Raw genomic sequence first — 16,913 nt, forward strand, 5'->3', positions numbered from 1 at the left:
CTCAGGGCCAGCCCCGCGCCTCTCGGATCGCCGTGCCGATCTCTTCCGCAAGAGCACCGGGCACCTCGTGCAGCGCGGCGAGCCGGGGCCAGTCTGCAAGCGCCGCGTCGACCTCATTGATGACCTTGGACGCGCGCGCCCGCCTTATGCCGGCGGCTTTCGCAACGCTGGCGATCGCCGCCGCCCCGGGCCTGCGCCCCTCTCCCGCGACGGCAAGAGACTGCTCTCCCCCCGGCCCCTCCGAGAAAGACACGTCATATGCCGGCGCCAGCGCCCATTGCCCATTACTGTCCATCACGAAGCCATGGTTGCGCAGGTGATCGTCGCGGTTCATCGCACGGACGTTGAAGACCATGCGGCGGAACATCTGTTCGACCGCGCCCATGTCCTGGCACAGGATCCGTGTCAGCTTCATGACGTCGCCATAGTCCACCGCCCCGTAGGCCATGCCACAATCCAGAAGGCCCGCAATGGTTGATAGGTGCAACCGCCCTGCCCCGGGTCTGTCGAACCGGTCCGTGACGAAGAAAGCCTCCCGCGCGCCATCGAGCCGTTTCATCGGACTGCTGTCGATGCCCGCCTGCCGCATGGCCGCGCCATAGGCCAGCTCGGCCTCGACACTGCCCCTGGGGTCGGAAGCCGCGCGGGCCTTGATGAGCACATGGCGCCAGCCGGGATCCGGCGGCAGGCGGTGGCTGCGCAGCTGGCTGCCCTTCATCTGTGCCACAAACTTGGGCCGGGCGCCCTGACTTCCGCCCGAGATCTTGCGCAGACGGGCAAGATCCTCGGCACTGGCACCGTCCTCCACATGGGGTATGATCTCTTCGAACCAGCGTAAGTCGATCTCGGCTGACGCATCCCCCGCGGCCTCGGGCAAGTAGGTCAGCGCCCCCGCGCCGTGACGCCCCACGAAGGCCAGTCGCTCCAGGTCTCCGATGGCGGCACGGCTGGTGCCACGGGCCGCCAGCTCACGGTCGAGCAAAAGCCGCCCCCAGCCATCGGGCAGACTGTCCTCGAAAAGGCCTGGAAGGGTAGCACCCCGCTGGCCGTCCGGCCGCAGAAGGCCGGAATACCCCTGACCCAACGGCATAAGTGGCAAACCCCTCGCGGCAAAATCCGCATCCCATTCCAGCACCGTGGTCCGGTTTGACGGGTCCCGTCCGAGACGGCCCACCGGTACTGGCGCAGCCCCGTTCCCGAACTCAAGCGTGACGGTCAGACGCTGGCTCATCCCCTGTCCCTACCGCTGGCACGAACCCGCGTCGGCGCCTGTTCCAGTTCATCGAGGGTTCGGGCCTCTGGCATGGGAAACAGCCCCGAGAACCCGCTCAGCACACCAAGCACCTCGGCCACGCGCAGCACGGTATCGAGGCTCGCTGGCCCGCCTGCCTCGAACCTGCGCAGGGTGGCGATGGCCACACCGGAACGCTTGGACAGGTCATCTTGCGTAATGTTCATGGCGAGCCTCCGGGCCTTAGCAGCCGAAGCGATATCGGCCCTGAGATCGTCAGCCGTCTTGATAGCGTTGAGCATCGACACTTCAGGCACCCCTACAGAAAATCATATTTGATTTATAAATGTGAAATACCCCCATAATATAGCACAGGTGATAGCTTAATGAACATGAGAGATTTGATAATCTTGGCGCTTGGCATTCATCCTGTACCTTGGCTTCGTGAAACCCGTCAGCCCTGCCAATCTGTCAGCTCCAGGAGATGCCTCGTCGCAGAACCTCATAAGGCCAAACGCCGCGTTCAATCAGGCCCGGTGCCGCACGTTGCCAGGCGCTGCAATTGCCTCGGTCGGCCTAAAAACGCCGTCTTGAAGGTAACCACCTACAGACAAAGGCGGCAGATGATCTGGGGACCACGCAGCATTCGCAGCGTCATCTTACCGTCCCGGGCCGCACCGCGGCTGCCCCCTTTGGGGAGGCAGGCAAAGCAATCACCCCCACCTGTTGCGCGCCAGGTCCCGACATTAAGCCAATGAGGGAACGGGAGAGCATCACGTCAACGCTGACATCGTGGCGGCCTACGGCGCGCCTTGGCCTTCATCCTCCTGCTGAAGCTCGAGGGCGCGGCGGGCAGCGCCCCAGCCTGACAGGTGATGCGCCCTCAGCATCTCCCGCAGCAGGGCGCCCTCACGGCGGCGCAGAGTGTCGAGGATGCGGGCATGCTCCTCGACCGCCCGCGCCCAGCGTTCGGGATCGCGGTTGCCGGCGAAGCGAAAGCGCCTGATGCGGGCGGATTCGCTGGCATAGACCCGCGACAGCGCCGGGTTCTTGGCGGCATCAACAATCTTCTGGTGAATTTCCTGGTTGAGGTGGAAGTAGGTCATCAGCACGTTGTCGCGCCACGCCTGTGTCATTTGATTGTGCAGATCTGCCAGCTCCACAAGCTCTGCCTCGGTCGCCCTTCGGGCGGCATGCTCGGCCGCGATGCTTTCCAGCCCGATGAGGACCTCGATCGACGCTTCCACGTCCTCGGTGGACAGCATGACCACGGTCGCCCCCGCGTTGGGACGGATACTGATGAGCCCCTCACCTTCAAGAATCTTGAACGCCTCCCGCAGGGGCGTGCGCGAGATGTCGAGTCGCTCCACCAAAACACGCTCGTTGATCCGGCTGCCCGGCGTCAGCTCGCCGCTGGTGATCATGTCCCGCACCTGCTGCGTCACAAAGGCAGAGCGCGTGCCCCGGCGCGGCTCGACAGTCTGGTCGTTCATAAGGCCCCCTCGATTGCATGCAAAAACCTACACCATGCGACGAAAATATGAAGATTGCATTTGACGAACCAATTATTGAATGCAATTGTTTATGAAATCGACCGAAATCGTCGATATATGTGAGAAATGCCGCATCCATTGCATGCAAACGGCGGATCTCGTGAAGGAGGACCGAATGAACCATCACGCCTATTTCGCCCGCGGGGACCGCACCGTCGACTGCACCATCATCGGCACCGGTGGCTTCGGTCGCAGCTTCCTTGCGCAGGGGCAGGTGGTTCCGGGGCTGTCAGTGCGGGTTGCGGTGGATCGCGACAGCGCCACCGTGGTCGAAAGCATGCGGTCGGTGGGCATCGCCGCAGCGGACATCCGTGAATGCACCACCCCCGACGAAGCCCGCAGGGCCTGGGATGAGGGCGCCTTCATCGCCGCAGGGGATTACGCCACCGTCGCCGCCCTGCCGGTATCCGTCGTGGTCGAGGCCACCGGCGCTCCGGAACCCGGGGCCCGCCACACCCGCTTGGCGCTCGAGCATGGTTGCCACGTCGCCATGGTCTCCAAGGAAGTCGACAGCGTGGTCGGCCCCGGCCTTGCCGCCATGGCGCGCGAGCGCGGTCTAATCGTCTCACCGGTGGATGGCGACCAGCCCAGCCTGCTGATCGGCCTTATCACCTGGGCCGAGGTGCTTGGCCTCGAGATAGTCGCCGCGGGCAAATCGAGCGAATACGACTTTGTCTATGATCGTGCCGCAGGCACCATGACCGTGGACGGACGCGTGGCCGAAACCCCCGATTTCGCCGGGCTTGAACGCATTGGCGATGGAGACTGCGCCGACATGGTCGCCCGCCGCGCCGCCGCCACCGCGATGCTGCCGCAGCGCGCCGTGCCTGACCTGTGCGAGATGACACTGGTGGCAAATGCCTGCGGCATGACGCCCGACCGAGCCGATCTGCACTGCCCCATTGCCCGCATTGACGAGGTGCCCACGATCCTGTGCGAGACCAAGGATGGCGGCATCCTGTCCGGGCCCGGTGTGCTCGACGTGTTTCACTGCCTGCGCGAACCGGGCGAGGTCAGCTTTGCCGGCGGCGTCTTCGTCGTGGTGCGCTGCAAGCATGACGAAAGCTGGGACCTGCTGCGTGGCAAGGGCCACGTGGTCAGCCGCAGCGGGCGCACCGCGATGGTCTACATCCCGCGCCACCTGCTGGGCATGGAAGCCGCCACCACGATCTTTGAGATCGGCCTGCGCGGCGTGTCCTCGGGGGCGGCCCAGCCCGGCCACCACGTCGACCTCGTGGCCCATGCGGACCGCGATTTCCCCGCCGGCACCCTGCTGGAGATGGGCGGCCATCACCACTCCATCGATGGCGTGTCATCGCGGATGTTGCCGGCGCAAACGCTCGATGCGCAGGCCCCCGCGCCGTTCTACATCGCCTCGAACTGCCGCCTTGCCCGAGACGTGAAGGCGGGAGAGTTGATCCGCATGCGCGATCTTGTCCTCGACGAGACGGGCGAGCTTCTTCGCCTCCGCCGCGAGCAGGATCAGCGCCATGCCGGGGAAAGGCTGTCGGCCTGACCACGACCGACAATTTCCGGTGTCGCGGCACCGGGAAACCGAACTACACGTTCACCAAAGGGAGGAAACCAATGAACGTCACCTATCGCACCCTTGCCGGCGCCACGGCACTTGCCGCACTTGCCACGCCGGGTCTTGCCCAGGACAGCTACAGCCCGTCCGAGATCACCGCCTTCGTGGCGGCGGGCGCAGGCGGCGGCACCGACAACTTCGCCCGCACCGTCCAGCCGATGCTCGAAGAGCGGCTCGACACCAACGTGACCATCATCAACCTGCCTGCCGCTTCGGGCGCGGTCGCCCACCAGCGCACCGCCACCTCCGAGCCGAATGGCGAATCCATCGAATTTGCCTCGTCGACCCTCATCACCAGCCTTGCTGCCGGGCAGAACCCCATCGGGCTCGACCTGCTGACGCCGGTGGCGCGGATGCAGTCCGACGTTCTGATGCTGGTGGTGAACCCCGAGAAATACGAGAGCTTCGACGCCTTCAAGGCCGCCGCCGAGGAAACCCCCGGCGAGCTCATCATCGGGGGCACCCACGCAGCCAGCATCGACCGCATGGCGTTCCTTGGCCTCAATGCCGAGGCCGGGTTCGACCTTAACTTCATCCCCTATGACAACGAGGGTGCCGCCTCGGCCAACCTGCTGAGCGGCAACATCGACGGCATGTTCAACGAGATCAGCGCCATTCAGGGCTACATGGAGTCGGGTGAGATGATCCCGGTGCTGGCGCTCGCGGATGACCGGCTGGAGGCCTATCCCGACATCCCCACCACCGCCGAGAACGGCTGGGACCTGACCTTTGGCAACGAGCGCGGCATCTTCATCAACGCCGAGACCCCGCCCGAGACCATCGGCGCCATCGAAGCAGTGTTCGAGGATATCTATGGCTCGGAAGCCTACCAGGATTACGCGGCGCGGACCTTCCTCGACGTGCGCCCCGGCTGGCTGGGAAGCGAGGAATACCGCGCGGAGCTTGAAAAGAACCTCGCGTATTTCCAGGAACTCATGGCGGCCAACTGATCCATGCAGCCTTACCGCGCCCGCCGCTCACCGGCGGGCGCGGACCGCATGATCCGGCAGCCCAGATGCGATCGGGCTGCGGGTCCGGCCAGACAGACCGGCAGCAGGGACCGGATCCTCACCGAAGGCCATCAAGGCCGGACCAACACCGACACCTGCCCGACACAGACACCGACAGGAGGCACCGGAGTGACCGCTCGTCTTTACATCTTCGTAGCCGCCGCATTCCTCGCCGGGATCGGCTTCCTGTGGCAGGCGGCGCAATTCCCGCCCAGCCACGAGGTCTCGACCCTCGTGGGGCCACGCACCTGGCCCTTTGGTGTGCTGGTACTGATGCTGGGGCTGGTGGTGCTCATGGGGCTCTTGCTCTGGACCCGGGGGCCGGCACAGTTCACCGGCGCGGATGACGATGCCACCTCTACGGATCAGCCAGAAGAGCAGCCTGACGAGGCCGTGGTACGCGATGCGCCGACCGGCGCGCGGTGGCGGCATCTCGTGATCCTCGGGCTGACGCTTGGCTACACCTTTGTCATGACCCTGACCGGCTATCTCGTGGCGACCGCGCTGTTCACGGCCCTCGCCACCCTGACCCTGGGCGAACGTCGCCCGCTGCGCGTGGCGCTCAACACCGCGATTGCCGTCGCCATCGTCGCGCTTGTCTTCGACCGGCTTCTCAACATTCCGCTGCCCTGACAGACGGCTGAAAGGACATCCCATGCTTAGCGACCTGATGGGCGGCTTCGGAGTCGTTCTCCAGCCGATCAACCTGCTGATCCTGGCCTCGGCCGTTCTGATCGGCTTTGTCGGCGGCGCCCTGCCCGGCATCAGCGGTGTGATCCTCGTGGTCATCCTGCTGCCCGTGACCTATTCCATGGAGCCCACCGGGGCCTTCATGCTGCTCACGGCGATCTACGCCTCAAGCGTATTCTCCGGGCTGATCACCGCCATCCTCTACCGCGCCCCCGGCACCCCCGAGGCGGTCATGACCGCCATCGACGGCTACCCGATGACCCAGAAGGGCGAGGCGGGCAAGGCGCTGGGGGTTGGCATCCTGTCCTCGGCCATCGGCGGGGTGCTCGGCACCGTGGTACTGATCGTGGCGACGCCCCTGCTGGCGGACATCGCGCTGCAATTCTCATCGCCGGAGTTCTTCGCGCTGGCGGTGCTTGGCCTCACGGTGGTGGCATCGCTTGGCGGTAACCTCATCATGGGGGTGATCGGCGTGTGCATCGGGCTGATCATCGCCTCGGTGGGCTTGGATCCGCTGACCGGCACCCAGCGCTTTACCTTCGGCAATCTCGAACTGATGAGCGGCATCAATCTGATCCCTGTCATCATCGGCCTTTTCGCCATCTCCGAAGTGCTCAAGCGCAGCCAGGAGGGCGATGTTCACCTTGCCAGCAAAAAGTTCAGCATCCGCATCTTCGACTGGCCGGTAATCCGCCAGATCCGCGGCGCGATCCTGCGCTCGTCCATCCTTGGCACCGCCATCGGCATCCTGCCGGGCATCGGAGCCTCGACCGCCGCCATGGTCGCCTACTCGGAAACCGTGCGCTGGTCGAAGGACCGTTCCCGCTTTGGCAAGGGCGCGCCCGAGGGCGTCGCGGCCCCCGAGGCCGCCAACAACGCCGCCGCCATGGGCGCGCTGGTGCCGCTGTTCGCGCTTGGCATTCCCGGCTCGGGCACCACGGCGGTGATCCTTGGTGCGTTCATCGTGCACGGGCTGACGCCGGGGCCGACCTTCATGACCGGCAACACCGATCTCATCTACGCGGTCTTTGTCGGGCTGCTGATCGTCAACCTGCTGATCCTGCTGTTCTCGAAGCCGTTCATCGCGCTTCTGTCGAAACTGCTCGACGTGCCCTATTCGGTGCTTGGCCCGATCATCGTGATCTGCTGCGTCGTCGGCACCTATTCGGTGCAGAACTCGCTGATGGACGTTTGGCTGATGCTGGGCTTCGGGCTGGCGGGCTTCCTGCTGGAAAAGATCGGCTTCCCGCTGGTGGCGATCATCCTTGGCGTCGTGCTTGGCCCTATCGCGGAAAGCGAGCTGCGCCGGTCGCTGGCCATGTCGCGCGGAGACTGGTTCGTGTTCTTCGACCGTCCCATCAGCGCCATCCTGCTTGCCATTGCCGCGCTGCTTCTTGTGTTTACCGTGGTGCTGCCGATGCTGCGCCGCAAGCGCGAGACCCCCGCCGAGGTCCACGAACAGTGACCGAGGCAAGACCCAAGACCAACTCCAGGACCAGGGGAGCCAGATCATGAAACTTGGATGCATCGGTGACGATTTCACCGGCTCTTCCGACCTTGCCTCCATGCTCGCCAAGAACGGCATGCGGGTGATTCAGTTTTCGGGCGTGCCCGAAGGCGAGGCCCCCTCGGACGTGGACGCAGGCGTTGTCGCGCTCAAGACCCGCACCATGCCGGTGGACGAGGCGGTGCGCTGTTCGCTCGAGGCGCTGGACTGGCTGAAGGCCCAAGGCTGCGAGCAGTTTTTCTTCAAATATTGCTCGACCTTCGATTCCACACCCCAAGGCAACATCGGCCCGGTGACCGAAGCGCTGATGGACCGGCTGGGGGCCGAAAACGCCATCGTCTGCCCCGCCTTCCCCGCCACCGGGCGCACGGTCTACCAGGGGCATCTCTTCGTGCATGACAAGCTGCTGTCGCAATCGGGGATGGAGCATCACCCGCTCACCCCCATGTCCGACCCGGACATCCGGCGCTGGCTGGCGCTGCAATCGACCCGCGCGGTGGGGCATGTCAGCATGAGCGCTGTCACCGCAGGCCCCGAGGCCATCGCCGCCGCGATCCGGTCCGAGACTGCCGGGGGCCGTCCTCTCGTGGTGATCGACGCCACAAGCGACGCCGACCTGCGTGCCATCGGCGCCGCCGCCAGGGGCATGCCCCTGGTCACCGGCGGATCGGGCGTGGCCATGGGCCTGCCCGCCGGCCTGCTGGGGGCTGGCGCGCTGCATTCGGTGGCAGGCGACTGGCGCGGCGAGGACGGGCCCGCCGCCCTTATTGCGGGCTCGGCATCGACCATGACCCGCGCGCAGATCCGCCGCTGGTCCGAGACCAACCCCGCGCTCGAGATCACCGCCGACGCGGTGATGGATGGCAGCGCGACTCCCGACAAGGCCGCCCGCGCTGCCATCGACAGCTCCTCGCCGCTGCTGCTTTATTCCTCCGCAGACCCCGAGACCGTGAAGGCGGCGCAGGACAGGTACGGCCGCGAGATCATCGCCGCGCGACTCGAGGCCTTCTTTGCCGAAACCGCCCGCCTGCTTGTCGCGGGCGGCATCCGGCGACTGGTCACAGCTGGGGGCGAAACCTCGGGCGCGGTGGTCGAGGGGCTTGGCCTCACCGCGCTGCGCATCGGCCCCGAGATCACGCCGGGCGTGCCCGCCGTCGCCGCCGAGGGACGGCCCCTTGTGCTGGCGCTGAAATCCGGCAACTTCGGGGATGAGGATTTCTTCGAAAACGCGCTGACAACGCTGGAGGGCCGCCCATGACCGAACTCTCCCGCCTGCGCGAACAGGTCTGCACCTTTGCCGCGACGCTGTACAAGCAGGGTCTGACCCACGGCTCGACCGGCAACATCTCGGTCCGCACGCCCGATGGCGGGCTGCTGGTAACGCCCACGGGCTCGTCCTTCATGACGCTCGATCCCGCGCGGCTGAGCCTGTTCGATGCGGGTCTGCGCCATGTGGACGGTGACAAGCCCACCAAGGAAATGCCCCTGCACAGCGCCTTTTACGAGACGCGTAGCAAGGCGGGAGCCATCGTGCACCTGCATTCGTGCCATTCCGTCGCGCTGTCGATGATGCCCGATGCCGATGAGGACGACTTCCTACCGCCCCTTACCCCCTACCCGATCATGAAGCTCGGGCGGGTGAAGCTGCTGCCCTATTTCATGCCTGGAGACCCCGCCATCGGTGATGCCATCCGCGGCCTGGCGGGCCGGCGCTCGGCGGTGATGCTGGCCAACCACGGCCCCGTGGTCGCAGGCAAGGATCTCGAAGCGGCGGTCCATGCCATCGAAGAGCTCGAGGCTGGGGCGAAGCTGGCAATGATGACCCGTGGCCTGTCGCCTCGACGGCTCACCGACGCGCAGGTTTCGGAGTTGGTCACCAAGTTCGACGTGGACTGGTAGGCTCGGGGTCGCTCTGCACAAGGGCGCGGGCCGGCAAGTGCCGGGGCCACGCCGGAACGGAGCAGGCGCAGAAAGTCGATCTGCCAAGGATCGGCAGCGAAGCGTGAAAGAATGGTCATGGCATTCGGACCGGCGGCTTCCCCCCCGGTGCTGGCCGCGGACGAGCCGGGGTGAGAAGCCCGGCGTCACCGCGTTTAAGCGGCACAATTTCAAACATGTCCGGGACGGGGACCGGCGCTTTGAGGTCCCCGTCCCCGAGATCAGTAGGCGTAGCGCTTGTCTAGATCGTCGAAGAGTTCCTTGCGCACCACCCGCTGACGTTCGACAAAGCCCGCGAGCGGCCCGCTTTCGTCCATGCGGCCCTGGTCCCGCAGCTGGGTCAGCGCGGTCTGCATGCCGTAAAGCGCCGATTGCAGCGCGACGTTGGCATACAGTACCAGCGAAAAGCCCATGTCGCTGAATTCATCCACTGACAGGATCGGCGTCTTTCCTCCGACCACGAGGTTCACCAGCTGCGGTGTGCCCGGCAGCGCCGAGGGGATCGCGCGCAGATCGTCCACGGTCTGGGGAGCCTCGACGAAGGTGATGTCGGCGCCATCCTCAATGAAGGCCGCCGCGCGGTCAAGCGCCTCGGTCATGCCGTCGGTGGCGGCGGCATCGGTGCGGGCGACGATCAGAGTGTTCTCGTCCTGCCGCGCGTCCACCGCAGCCTTGATGCGCGAACGCGCCTCGGCCAGCGGCACCACTTCCTTGCCCGAGAAATGCCCGCAGCGCTTCGGTGTCTTCTGATCCTCAAGCTGGATCGCCGAGGCCCCTGCCCGTTCAAGCGTGCGGATGGTGTGGCGCACGTTCAGCCCGTTGCCGAAACCGTTGTCCGCATCCACCACGATGGGCAGCTCGGTGGCGTCGCGAATGGCGGCGGTGTGCTGGGCGATCTCGGGGAGCGACACGAACGCAAGGTCGGGCATCCCGAGGAAGGTGTTGGTCAGGCCCGCGCCCGACAGGTACACCGCCTCAAATCCAAGATCCTCGATCACCCGCGCTGCAAGCGCGTTGGCGGCACCGGGCAGCATCAGGGCACCGCCCGAGGCGATGCGATCCTTGAACCGTTTGTTCACTTCATGATTCAGCATGGGGTAGCTCGCTTATTGAGTTGTCTTGGAAAGGGGCACGTAGACGCGGCCATCCATCAGCCGCCGCTGGGTGCGCAGGATGCGGGCGGCGGTGATCGTGCCGGTCTGGGGATCGCGCGTGGCGCCGACCGAGACGATGCCCGACGGCGTGCCGATGCGCAGGGTTTGCGGGTCGCTGCCGGGTGCGATCTGGCCCTGCACGACCGAGCCGCTGACGGCGGCGGCGCAGGCAAGCGCCAGGGCGCCGGTGACGGGCACTGCGCGGTGGGCCTGCCCGGCCGAGATCATGCGGATTTGCAGGTCGTGGCTTTCAGGGGCATGACCGTTGCCCGACAGGTCCTCATAGGTGGCAGGGGTGCCGACCATGGCGACCTTGGGGGTGGCGATGCGCGTTTTCGCCGCCTCAAGGTCAGAGGTCAGCCCCATGGCGACCGAGGCGAGGCGGCGGATCTCTTCCAGCCGCGCCATCAGCGCTACGTCCGCGTCAATGGCGGCGGGGTGGGCGCTGGTATCGCCCGACACATCCTGCGCCGCTACGAAAACGGCCGGGACGGCGGCGTCGATCATCGTCACCTGAACCTCGGTGCCGTCTGCCAGCGTCAGCCTGTCGATCCCCTGCCCGCTTGGCAGCGCTCCATTGCCGTTGGTGTCCGTGGGGTCAAGGAAATCAAGCGCAACAGGTGCGCCGATGCCCTCGACGCCGGGAATCTGCAGATCGCCGCTGACCTCGGCGCGTCCGCCCGACACCCCGAATCGAGCGGCGATGACCTTACCGGAGTTGGTGTTGTGGATGCGCACCACGGCCTCGCCATCCCGGGGGCCATCGACAAGCCCCTCGTCATAGGCAAACGGCCCCATGGCCGAGCTCATGTTGCCGCAATTGCCCGAGAAATCCACGCTGTCATCGACCACGCCCACCTGGGCGAAGGTGTAGTCAATGTCCGCATCAGGTCGGGTCGCGGGACCGATGACGCAGATCTTCGACAGGGAGGAGATCCCCCCTCCCATGCCGTCAAGCTGCCGCAGGTTCGGATCGGGCGATCCGAGCATCGCCGCAAAGAGCGCGGGCCAGCGGGTTTCATCGGTCGGCAGGTCGCGGCGATGCAACACCAGCGCCTTTGAGGTGCCGCCGCGCATGAACACGGCGGGGATGGCAAGTTGGGTCACGTGGTCTCCTCCGGGGTATCGATCAGCTGCGCTTCGAGCGCGTTCCAGCTGGCAAGAATGTGGCGGCGCATCAGCAGGGCGGCGACCTCGCCGTCTCCGGCAGAGATGGCCTCGGCGATGCGATGGTGTTCACGCAGTGCCGCCTGCCCGCGGCCGGTGACATTGCGGTGCTTGACCCGCAGCAGCGACAGCTGGGGATAAAGCTCGCGGGTGAGATAGCGCAGGATGATCGGGTTCCCTGCCATCCGGGCGATGACCATGTGGAAGTCACGGTCACCGGGGACCTGCAGGTAGGCGCCCTGGGGATGGGCCGAGATCTCATCCGCGTGCAGTCCCAAAAGGCGGCCGAGCGCGTCTCCGGCTCCCGCCTCGGCGTGCTCGGCGGCCAGCCGTGCGGCTTCGGATTCCAATGCTGCACGCACCTCGTAGAGCGCGCGGGCGTCGTCACGCCCCAGCTCGCGCACGCGTGCGCCGCTGTTTGGCACGATGGAGACAGTGCCGGATTCGGCAAGCTGGCCGAGCGCCGTGCGCACCGGCCCGCGGCTCACGTCGAAGCGCTCGGCAATGGCAACCTCGCCCAGGCGCGTGCCCGGTAGGAGCGCGCCCGACAGGATTTCCTCTTGCAGCGCGTGGGCGATCCGCTCTGCGACAACGCCCCGTGCTTCATCCAGTTTTGTTGACAATATTGAGCGCCCTTCTTTCTGACAGTCGCCATGGATTGTCACCAGCGCCCTGCCGTCAGCGCTGATATTGCGACTAAATAAGCGATAATGCCGTGCAATTGTCAAGAATCGTTACCGCCTTGACAGCATGGCCCCGCCGGGCGTAAGTCTGAGCATCGGCAAAATTGTACTACAATAAAGCCGAAACATGAGACATGAGGGGAGGACTCGATGAATTTCACCAAACGCGCCTTTTCCGCGGCCACGCTTGCTGCGCTGCTGACCACCGCCGTTTCGCCGCTCGCGGTGTCGGCCGCAGAGAACTGGCCGCCGCGCCAGATCACTTTTGTCGTGGCGCTCGGGCCGGGCGGCTCAGCCGACCGCACCGCACGCGCCTTGGCGCAGCGCCTTCAGGAAGAACTCGACACGCCGATCTCGGTGATCAACCAGGAAGGCGGCGGCGGCCATGTGGGCCACACCTACTTCATGAACATGCCCGATGACGGCAGCTACTTCCTTGCGACCTCGATCCACCCCTACGTGTCGAACGCGATCCTGAACTTCGACGCGACCTACAGCCTTGAAGACTTCGCGTTCATCAACGGCCAGTGGAACGACTTCGACATCTTCGCGGTGAACGCCGAAACGCCCTATGAATCGCTCGCTGATTTCATGGCTGCGGCGAAGGAAAACCCCGGTAGCCTTAGCGTGTCGGTGGTGCCGAACTCGTCGGGCGCAATCAACCTCAGCCTCGCGCTTGAAGCATTCGGGCTGACCGAGGATGACGTCAACGTGGTGACCTACGAATCCGGCGGCGCGGCGCGGACAGCAGTTGCGGGCGGGCAGGTTGACATGACCGTGCTTGCGGCAGACGGCACGCTCTCCATCGCTGAATACGTCCGTCCGCTGGCCTATGCCGCCGACGAACGGTCGGACGACTGGGATGCGCCGACGCTCGACGAAGCGCTCGAAGCCTCCGGCCATGATCCGGTGACCACCCTTGCGGGCTCCATGCGCGGCCTTGCGGCCCATGCTACCTTCAAGGAAAATCACCCCGAGGCCTTCCAAGCCATGGTCGATGCCTACAAGACGGTGATGGAAGACGAGGAATTCGTCGCCAGCCTCGAGGCGCAGGACATGGGCGCGGAATGGCTCGGGCCGGAGCGCACCACCGAGATCATCATGTCCAACTACGAGATCCTCAAGCGCTTCGCGGACGAGTGATCCTCTCGGACTGACCGGACGGGGGCGCTGAGGCGCCCTCGTTCCCGAGTTTCCGGTCCCGCGACCGCAGGCGGGACCGACCCGATCCCCAGATACCGGCTGGACAACAATCAGCGATTAGCTCACCGCGACCCAATGACTGGCAGCCAAGACCGCAGGAGGCACCCCCGTGACAGGCAAACCCGTGACAGCCAGGTTTCAGGCCACCCACGCCGCGCTGATCGGCATCATCCTAGCCGTCTCAGGGTTCATCACCTGGAGCGCGGTGAACGCGCGGGCCAGCATGGACAACCTGATCGTCGTTGCTCCAGTGGCGGCGGTGATTGCTCTGATCTGCGTCGTGCTGGTCGTCGCGCCGATGCTCAAGGCGCGCGTTACCGAGGCCGAGACCGAAGCCACGCCTGACAGTGCCATCTGGGGGGATATCCTGCTGCTCGCCGGCTTTGCACTGTTCTGCTACGCGCTGACCCATATCGGCTTTGACCTGGCCACTTTCCTCTTCGTCTGGGGCGGCGTGGTGATGAGCGGGGGCAAGGGCTGGTGGCAGCCGCCTCTCTTTGCCGCAGTTTTCACCGTCCTGCTGGTCTACGGGTTCGGCAGCCTCTTCCCCTATCCCATGCTGACGCTGGTGCTTTGAGATGATTGACCAATTTGCGCTCTCGCAGGCATTCGACCTGCTGTTCTCGAGCTACGCGCCGTGGCTCTGGGTCATTCCCGGCCTGCTCATCGGCCTTGTCTTCGGCTCGATCCCGGGGCTTCAGATCTCCATGGCGATGGCGGTGTTCCTGCCGGTCACCTTCGGCATGGACTTCCTGCAGGCCATGCTGTTCCTCACCTCGATCTTCACCGGCGGCGCCTACGGTGGCGGGGTGACGGCGATCCTGATGAACATCCCCGGCTCTTCGTCATCTATCGCCACTGCCTTTGACGGCTACCCCATGGCGCGGCAGGGCAAACACAACGAAGCGCTCGGCATAGGCCTTGCCGCCTCGGTCGTGGGGGCGTTCGTGGGCTACATCCTTCTGATGCTGCTGATCCAGCCGCTTGCCGCCTTCGTGCTCAAGATCGGCCCTCTCGAGATGGTGGTGGTCGTGCTATGGGGCCTGACGCTGATCGCGACGCTCAACGACAGCCGGATGTCCAAGGGGCTGCTGGCCGGGTTCTTCGGCCTGATGCTAAGCCAGATCGGCATGTCGACCACCGGCGTGATGCGCACGCAGGTGGGCATGCCCTACCTCATCGACGGCCTGCCGGTGGTGCCCGCTATGATCGGCATCTTCGCCGCCTCGGAACTGCTGCGTCTGCGCGGCGAGACCTATCTCGTGCGGGACGAGACGCAGCGCGACATCTCGTTCGGGCGCATCCTGAAGGGGGCGGGCGAGACGTTCAAATATCCCGGCGTGCTGATCCGCGGCAGCCTTCTGGGCGCGGTGATCGGCGCCATCCCCGGCGTCGGCTCGTCTGTGGCAAACCTTGTTTCCTACGGCGAGGCCAAGCGGTCCTCAAAGACGCCCGACCGCTTCGGCAAGGGCGCGCCCGAGGGCGTGGTCGCCGCCGAAAGCGCCAACTCCTCGTCCGAGGGCGGGTCGATGACGGCGCTGCTAGCGCTTGGCATCCCCGGCGGCGCGGCGACGGCAGTTCTGCTGGCGGCCTTCTCGTTCCACAACATCATCGGCGGCCCCAGCTTCATCCGCAACCAGACCGACATCGTCTACTCGATCATCCTCGGCAACCTCGGGCAGGTGCTGCTGCTGGCGGTGCTGGGCCTGCTGAGCCTGCGGCTTCTGGGGCTGGTCGTCCGGGTGCCACTGTCCTACCTCGTGCCGTCGGTGCTGGCCATGTGTGCATGGGGGGGCTACGGCATCACCGGCACAATTGCGGGCCCACTGACCGTGGCGGGTTTTGCGGCGCTTGGCTGGCTGATGCGGCGCCACGACTACCCGGTGGCAGCGACGGTGATCGGCCTGCTGCTGGGCCGGATGATGGAGGGCGAACTGGTGCGCACCATGCAGATCTCGCGCGGGAACCCGCTGGGCTACATGCTCGAGCGTCCCATCGCGCTGGTGCTGTTCGCGGTGATGCTGCTGGTGCTCGTGGGCGCGCCGCTGCTTAGGGCCTATCGCAAGCACCGGTCAGCTCGGGCCTGACCGCATGAACGCTGCCATCTCACCGGCCCTTCGTGGCCTGATGACCCTTGCCATCGGTGCCGCGGGCGGCAGCCTGTTCTTCTTCTTGAACCTGCCTTTGCCGTGGATGCTGGGCGCGATGTTCGCCAACGCGCTGCTGGCGCAAGCCACGCCGTTCCAGCCAAAGCTGCCTGCCGCGTGGCGCGGCTACGCGATGGTTGCCATTGGCACCATGCTGGGAACGGGTTTTACCCATGATGTGGTGGTCCGCGCCCAAAGCTGGATTCCCAGCCTGATCGCCATGGCATTGTTGTCATTGGTGTTCTGTCTTGGGGCCTACTGGGTGTTCCGCAGGGTTGCCGGCATGGATCGGGCTACCGCGCTTTTCGCGGCGATGCCCGGCGGATTGTCCGTGGTAACCATGCTGGCTGAGGAATACGGAACCCAGGTCGGCCGCATCGTGCTGTGTCATACAGCCCGGCTCGTGGTGCTGCTGATCAGCGCGCCGCTGCTCATCCAGCTGATCTCGGGGATCGACCTTGCCGATGCCAATCAAGCCAGCTTTGCCGAGGCAGAGCCGCTTGACCCGTTGCGCCACGGTGCGATGGCGCTGGTGGCGGTGGCCTGTTGGTGGCTGGGGCAGCGCGTCAGCTTCCCGTCGGCCCTACTGCTGATCCCCCTCTTTGCCTCGGCCGCGCTGCACATGACAGGGGTGCTTACCGTCCACGTGCCGCCGCTGCTGTCCGCCGCCGCGCAGATCGTGATCGGCGGCTCCGTGGGCGCACGTTTTGCCAGCTATACCCTGCGCCAGATCGCGAGGGATGGCAGCATCGCCGGAGCAGTCGGCATCGTGCTCGCCCTCGGCTCTCTGGCCGGAGCATATGCCCTCGCCCCGCTGATTGGAGCCCCCGTCGAAGCGCTGTTCCTTGCATACCTGCCCGGCGGCGCGCCCGAGCTCGGGGTTGTCGCGCTGGCGCTGGCGATCGACCCGGCGCTCGTCGCCGCGCACCATGTCTTGCGGGTCTTCCTGATCGTCGCTGCCCTACCGCTTCTGGCAGCCCGCAGCGCGGGCACCGGCCGCCGGCGCTGACCTTTCACTGGATCGCGCTATACCCGCCCCTAG

At 65.7% G+C, this 16,913-nt stretch carries 16 protein-coding genes; 10 read left to right on the forward strand and 6 right to left on the reverse strand.

The annotated features are described in order from the left end of the window. Position 1: 1 nt before the first annotated feature. The 3 genes from IEX41_RS19435 to IEX41_RS19445 form a co-directional block, all read right to left on the reverse strand. The gene (locus tag IEX41_RS19435) at positions 2 to 1,231 is read right to left on the reverse strand and encodes a type II toxin-antitoxin system HipA family toxin (RefSeq protein ID WP_188791990.1); all 1,230 of its coding nucleotides are present in this window, start codon (positions 1,229 to 1,231) and stop codon (positions 2 to 4) included. Beyond that, the gene (locus tag IEX41_RS19440; RefSeq protein WP_188792075.1) at positions 1,228 to 1,533 is read right to left on the reverse strand and encodes a helix-turn-helix domain-containing protein; all 306 of its coding nucleotides are present in this window, start codon (positions 1,531 to 1,533) and stop codon (positions 1,228 to 1,230) included. Before IEX41_RS19440 ends, IEX41_RS19435 begins: the two co-directional genes overlap by 4 nt. Positions 1,534 to 2,031: 498 nt before the next feature. Next, positions 2,032 to 2,724, reverse strand: a complete 693-nt coding sequence (locus tag IEX41_RS19445; protein WP_188791991.1) for a GntR family transcriptional regulator — start codon at positions 2,722 to 2,724, stop codon at positions 2,032 to 2,034. Positions 2,725 to 2,899: 175 nt separating this feature from the next. Here IEX41_RS19445 and IEX41_RS19450 point away from each other — a divergent pair, with 175 nt between their 5' ends. The 6 genes from IEX41_RS19450 (at position 2,900) to otnC (ending at position 9,478) form a co-directional block, all read left to right on the forward strand. Further along, entirely contained in the window at positions 2,900 to 4,300 is a 1,401-nt protein-coding gene (locus tag IEX41_RS19450) for an NAD(P)H-dependent oxidoreductase (protein ID WP_188791992.1), read from the forward strand. A 71-nt stretch (positions 4,301 to 4,371) separates the two neighbouring features. Further along, a complete protein-coding gene (locus IEX41_RS19455) occupies positions 4,372 to 5,322 on the forward strand; it encodes a tripartite tricarboxylate transporter substrate binding protein (protein WP_188791993.1) in 951 nt (316 codons plus the stop codon). Positions 5,323 to 5,511: 189 nt separating this feature from the next. Beyond that, positions 5,512 to 6,015 (forward strand): tripartite tricarboxylate transporter TctB family protein, encoded by a 504-nt coding sequence (locus tag IEX41_RS19460; RefSeq protein WP_188791994.1) that lies wholly within the window; start codon positions 5,512 to 5,514, stop codon positions 6,013 to 6,015. Between the two features lie 22 nt (positions 6,016 to 6,037). After that, the gene (locus tag IEX41_RS19465; protein WP_188791995.1) at positions 6,038 to 7,537 is read left to right on the forward strand and encodes a tripartite tricarboxylate transporter permease; all 1,500 of its coding nucleotides are present in this window, start codon (positions 6,038 to 6,040) and stop codon (positions 7,535 to 7,537) included. Between the two features lie 46 nt (positions 7,538 to 7,583). Next, the gene (gene otnK / locus IEX41_RS19470) at positions 7,584 to 8,837 is read left to right on the forward strand and encodes a 3-oxo-tetronate kinase (protein WP_188791996.1); all 1,254 of its coding nucleotides are present in this window, start codon (positions 7,584 to 7,586) and stop codon (positions 8,835 to 8,837) included. After that, entirely contained in the window at positions 8,834 to 9,478 is a 645-nt protein-coding gene (gene otnC, locus IEX41_RS19475) for a 3-oxo-tetronate 4-phosphate decarboxylase (RefSeq protein ID WP_188791997.1), read from the forward strand. The genes otnK and otnC overlap by 4 nt, the downstream gene beginning before the upstream one ends. 260 nt (positions 9,479 to 9,738) lie before the next feature. Here otnC and IEX41_RS19480 read toward each other — a convergent pair whose 3' ends face one another. The 3 genes from IEX41_RS19480 to IEX41_RS19490 are packed head-to-tail and all read right to left on the reverse strand — an operon-like array spanning position 9,739 to position 12,461. Next, positions 9,739 to 10,611, reverse strand: a complete 873-nt coding sequence (locus IEX41_RS19480; protein WP_188791998.1) for an isocitrate lyase/PEP mutase family protein — start codon at positions 10,609 to 10,611, stop codon at positions 9,739 to 9,741. A gap of 12 nt (positions 10,612 to 10,623) precedes the next feature. Beyond that, a complete protein-coding gene (locus IEX41_RS19485) occupies positions 10,624 to 11,778 on the reverse strand; it encodes a PrpF domain-containing protein (protein WP_188791999.1) in 1,155 nt (384 codons plus the stop codon). Further along, the gene (locus IEX41_RS19490; RefSeq protein WP_188792000.1) at positions 11,775 to 12,461 is read right to left on the reverse strand and encodes a GntR family transcriptional regulator; all 687 of its coding nucleotides are present in this window, start codon (positions 12,459 to 12,461) and stop codon (positions 11,775 to 11,777) included. The genes IEX41_RS19485 and IEX41_RS19490 overlap by 4 nt, the downstream gene beginning before the upstream one ends. A 210-nt stretch (positions 12,462 to 12,671) precedes the next feature. On the opposite strand from IEX41_RS19490, the gene IEX41_RS19495 reads away from it, so the two are divergent. From IEX41_RS19495 to IEX41_RS19510, 4 genes are all read left to right on the forward strand, one after another. Further along, entirely contained in the window at positions 12,672 to 13,664 is a 993-nt protein-coding gene (locus tag IEX41_RS19495) for a tripartite tricarboxylate transporter substrate binding protein (RefSeq protein WP_188792001.1), read from the forward strand. A 169-nt stretch (positions 13,665 to 13,833) separates the two neighbouring features. After that, entirely contained in the window at positions 13,834 to 14,301 is a 468-nt protein-coding gene (locus IEX41_RS19500) for a tripartite tricarboxylate transporter TctB family protein (RefSeq protein WP_229673389.1), read from the forward strand. Between the two features lies 1 nt (position 14,302). Then, positions 14,303 to 15,811 (forward strand): tripartite tricarboxylate transporter permease, encoded by a 1,509-nt coding sequence (locus IEX41_RS19505; protein ID WP_188792002.1) that lies wholly within the window; start codon positions 14,303 to 14,305, stop codon positions 15,809 to 15,811. Between the two features lie 4 nt (positions 15,812 to 15,815). Continuing rightward, positions 15,816 to 16,880, forward strand: coding sequence for an AbrB family transcriptional regulator (locus IEX41_RS19510; RefSeq protein WP_188792003.1), 1,065 nt, complete (start codon positions 15,816 to 15,818; stop codon positions 16,878 to 16,880). Positions 16,881 to 16,913 lie beyond the last annotated feature (33 nt).

Source organism: Salipiger pallidus, from assembly GCF_014643635.1.
GTDB lineage: Bacteria > Pseudomonadota > Alphaproteobacteria > Rhodobacterales > Rhodobacteraceae > Salipiger > Salipiger pallidus.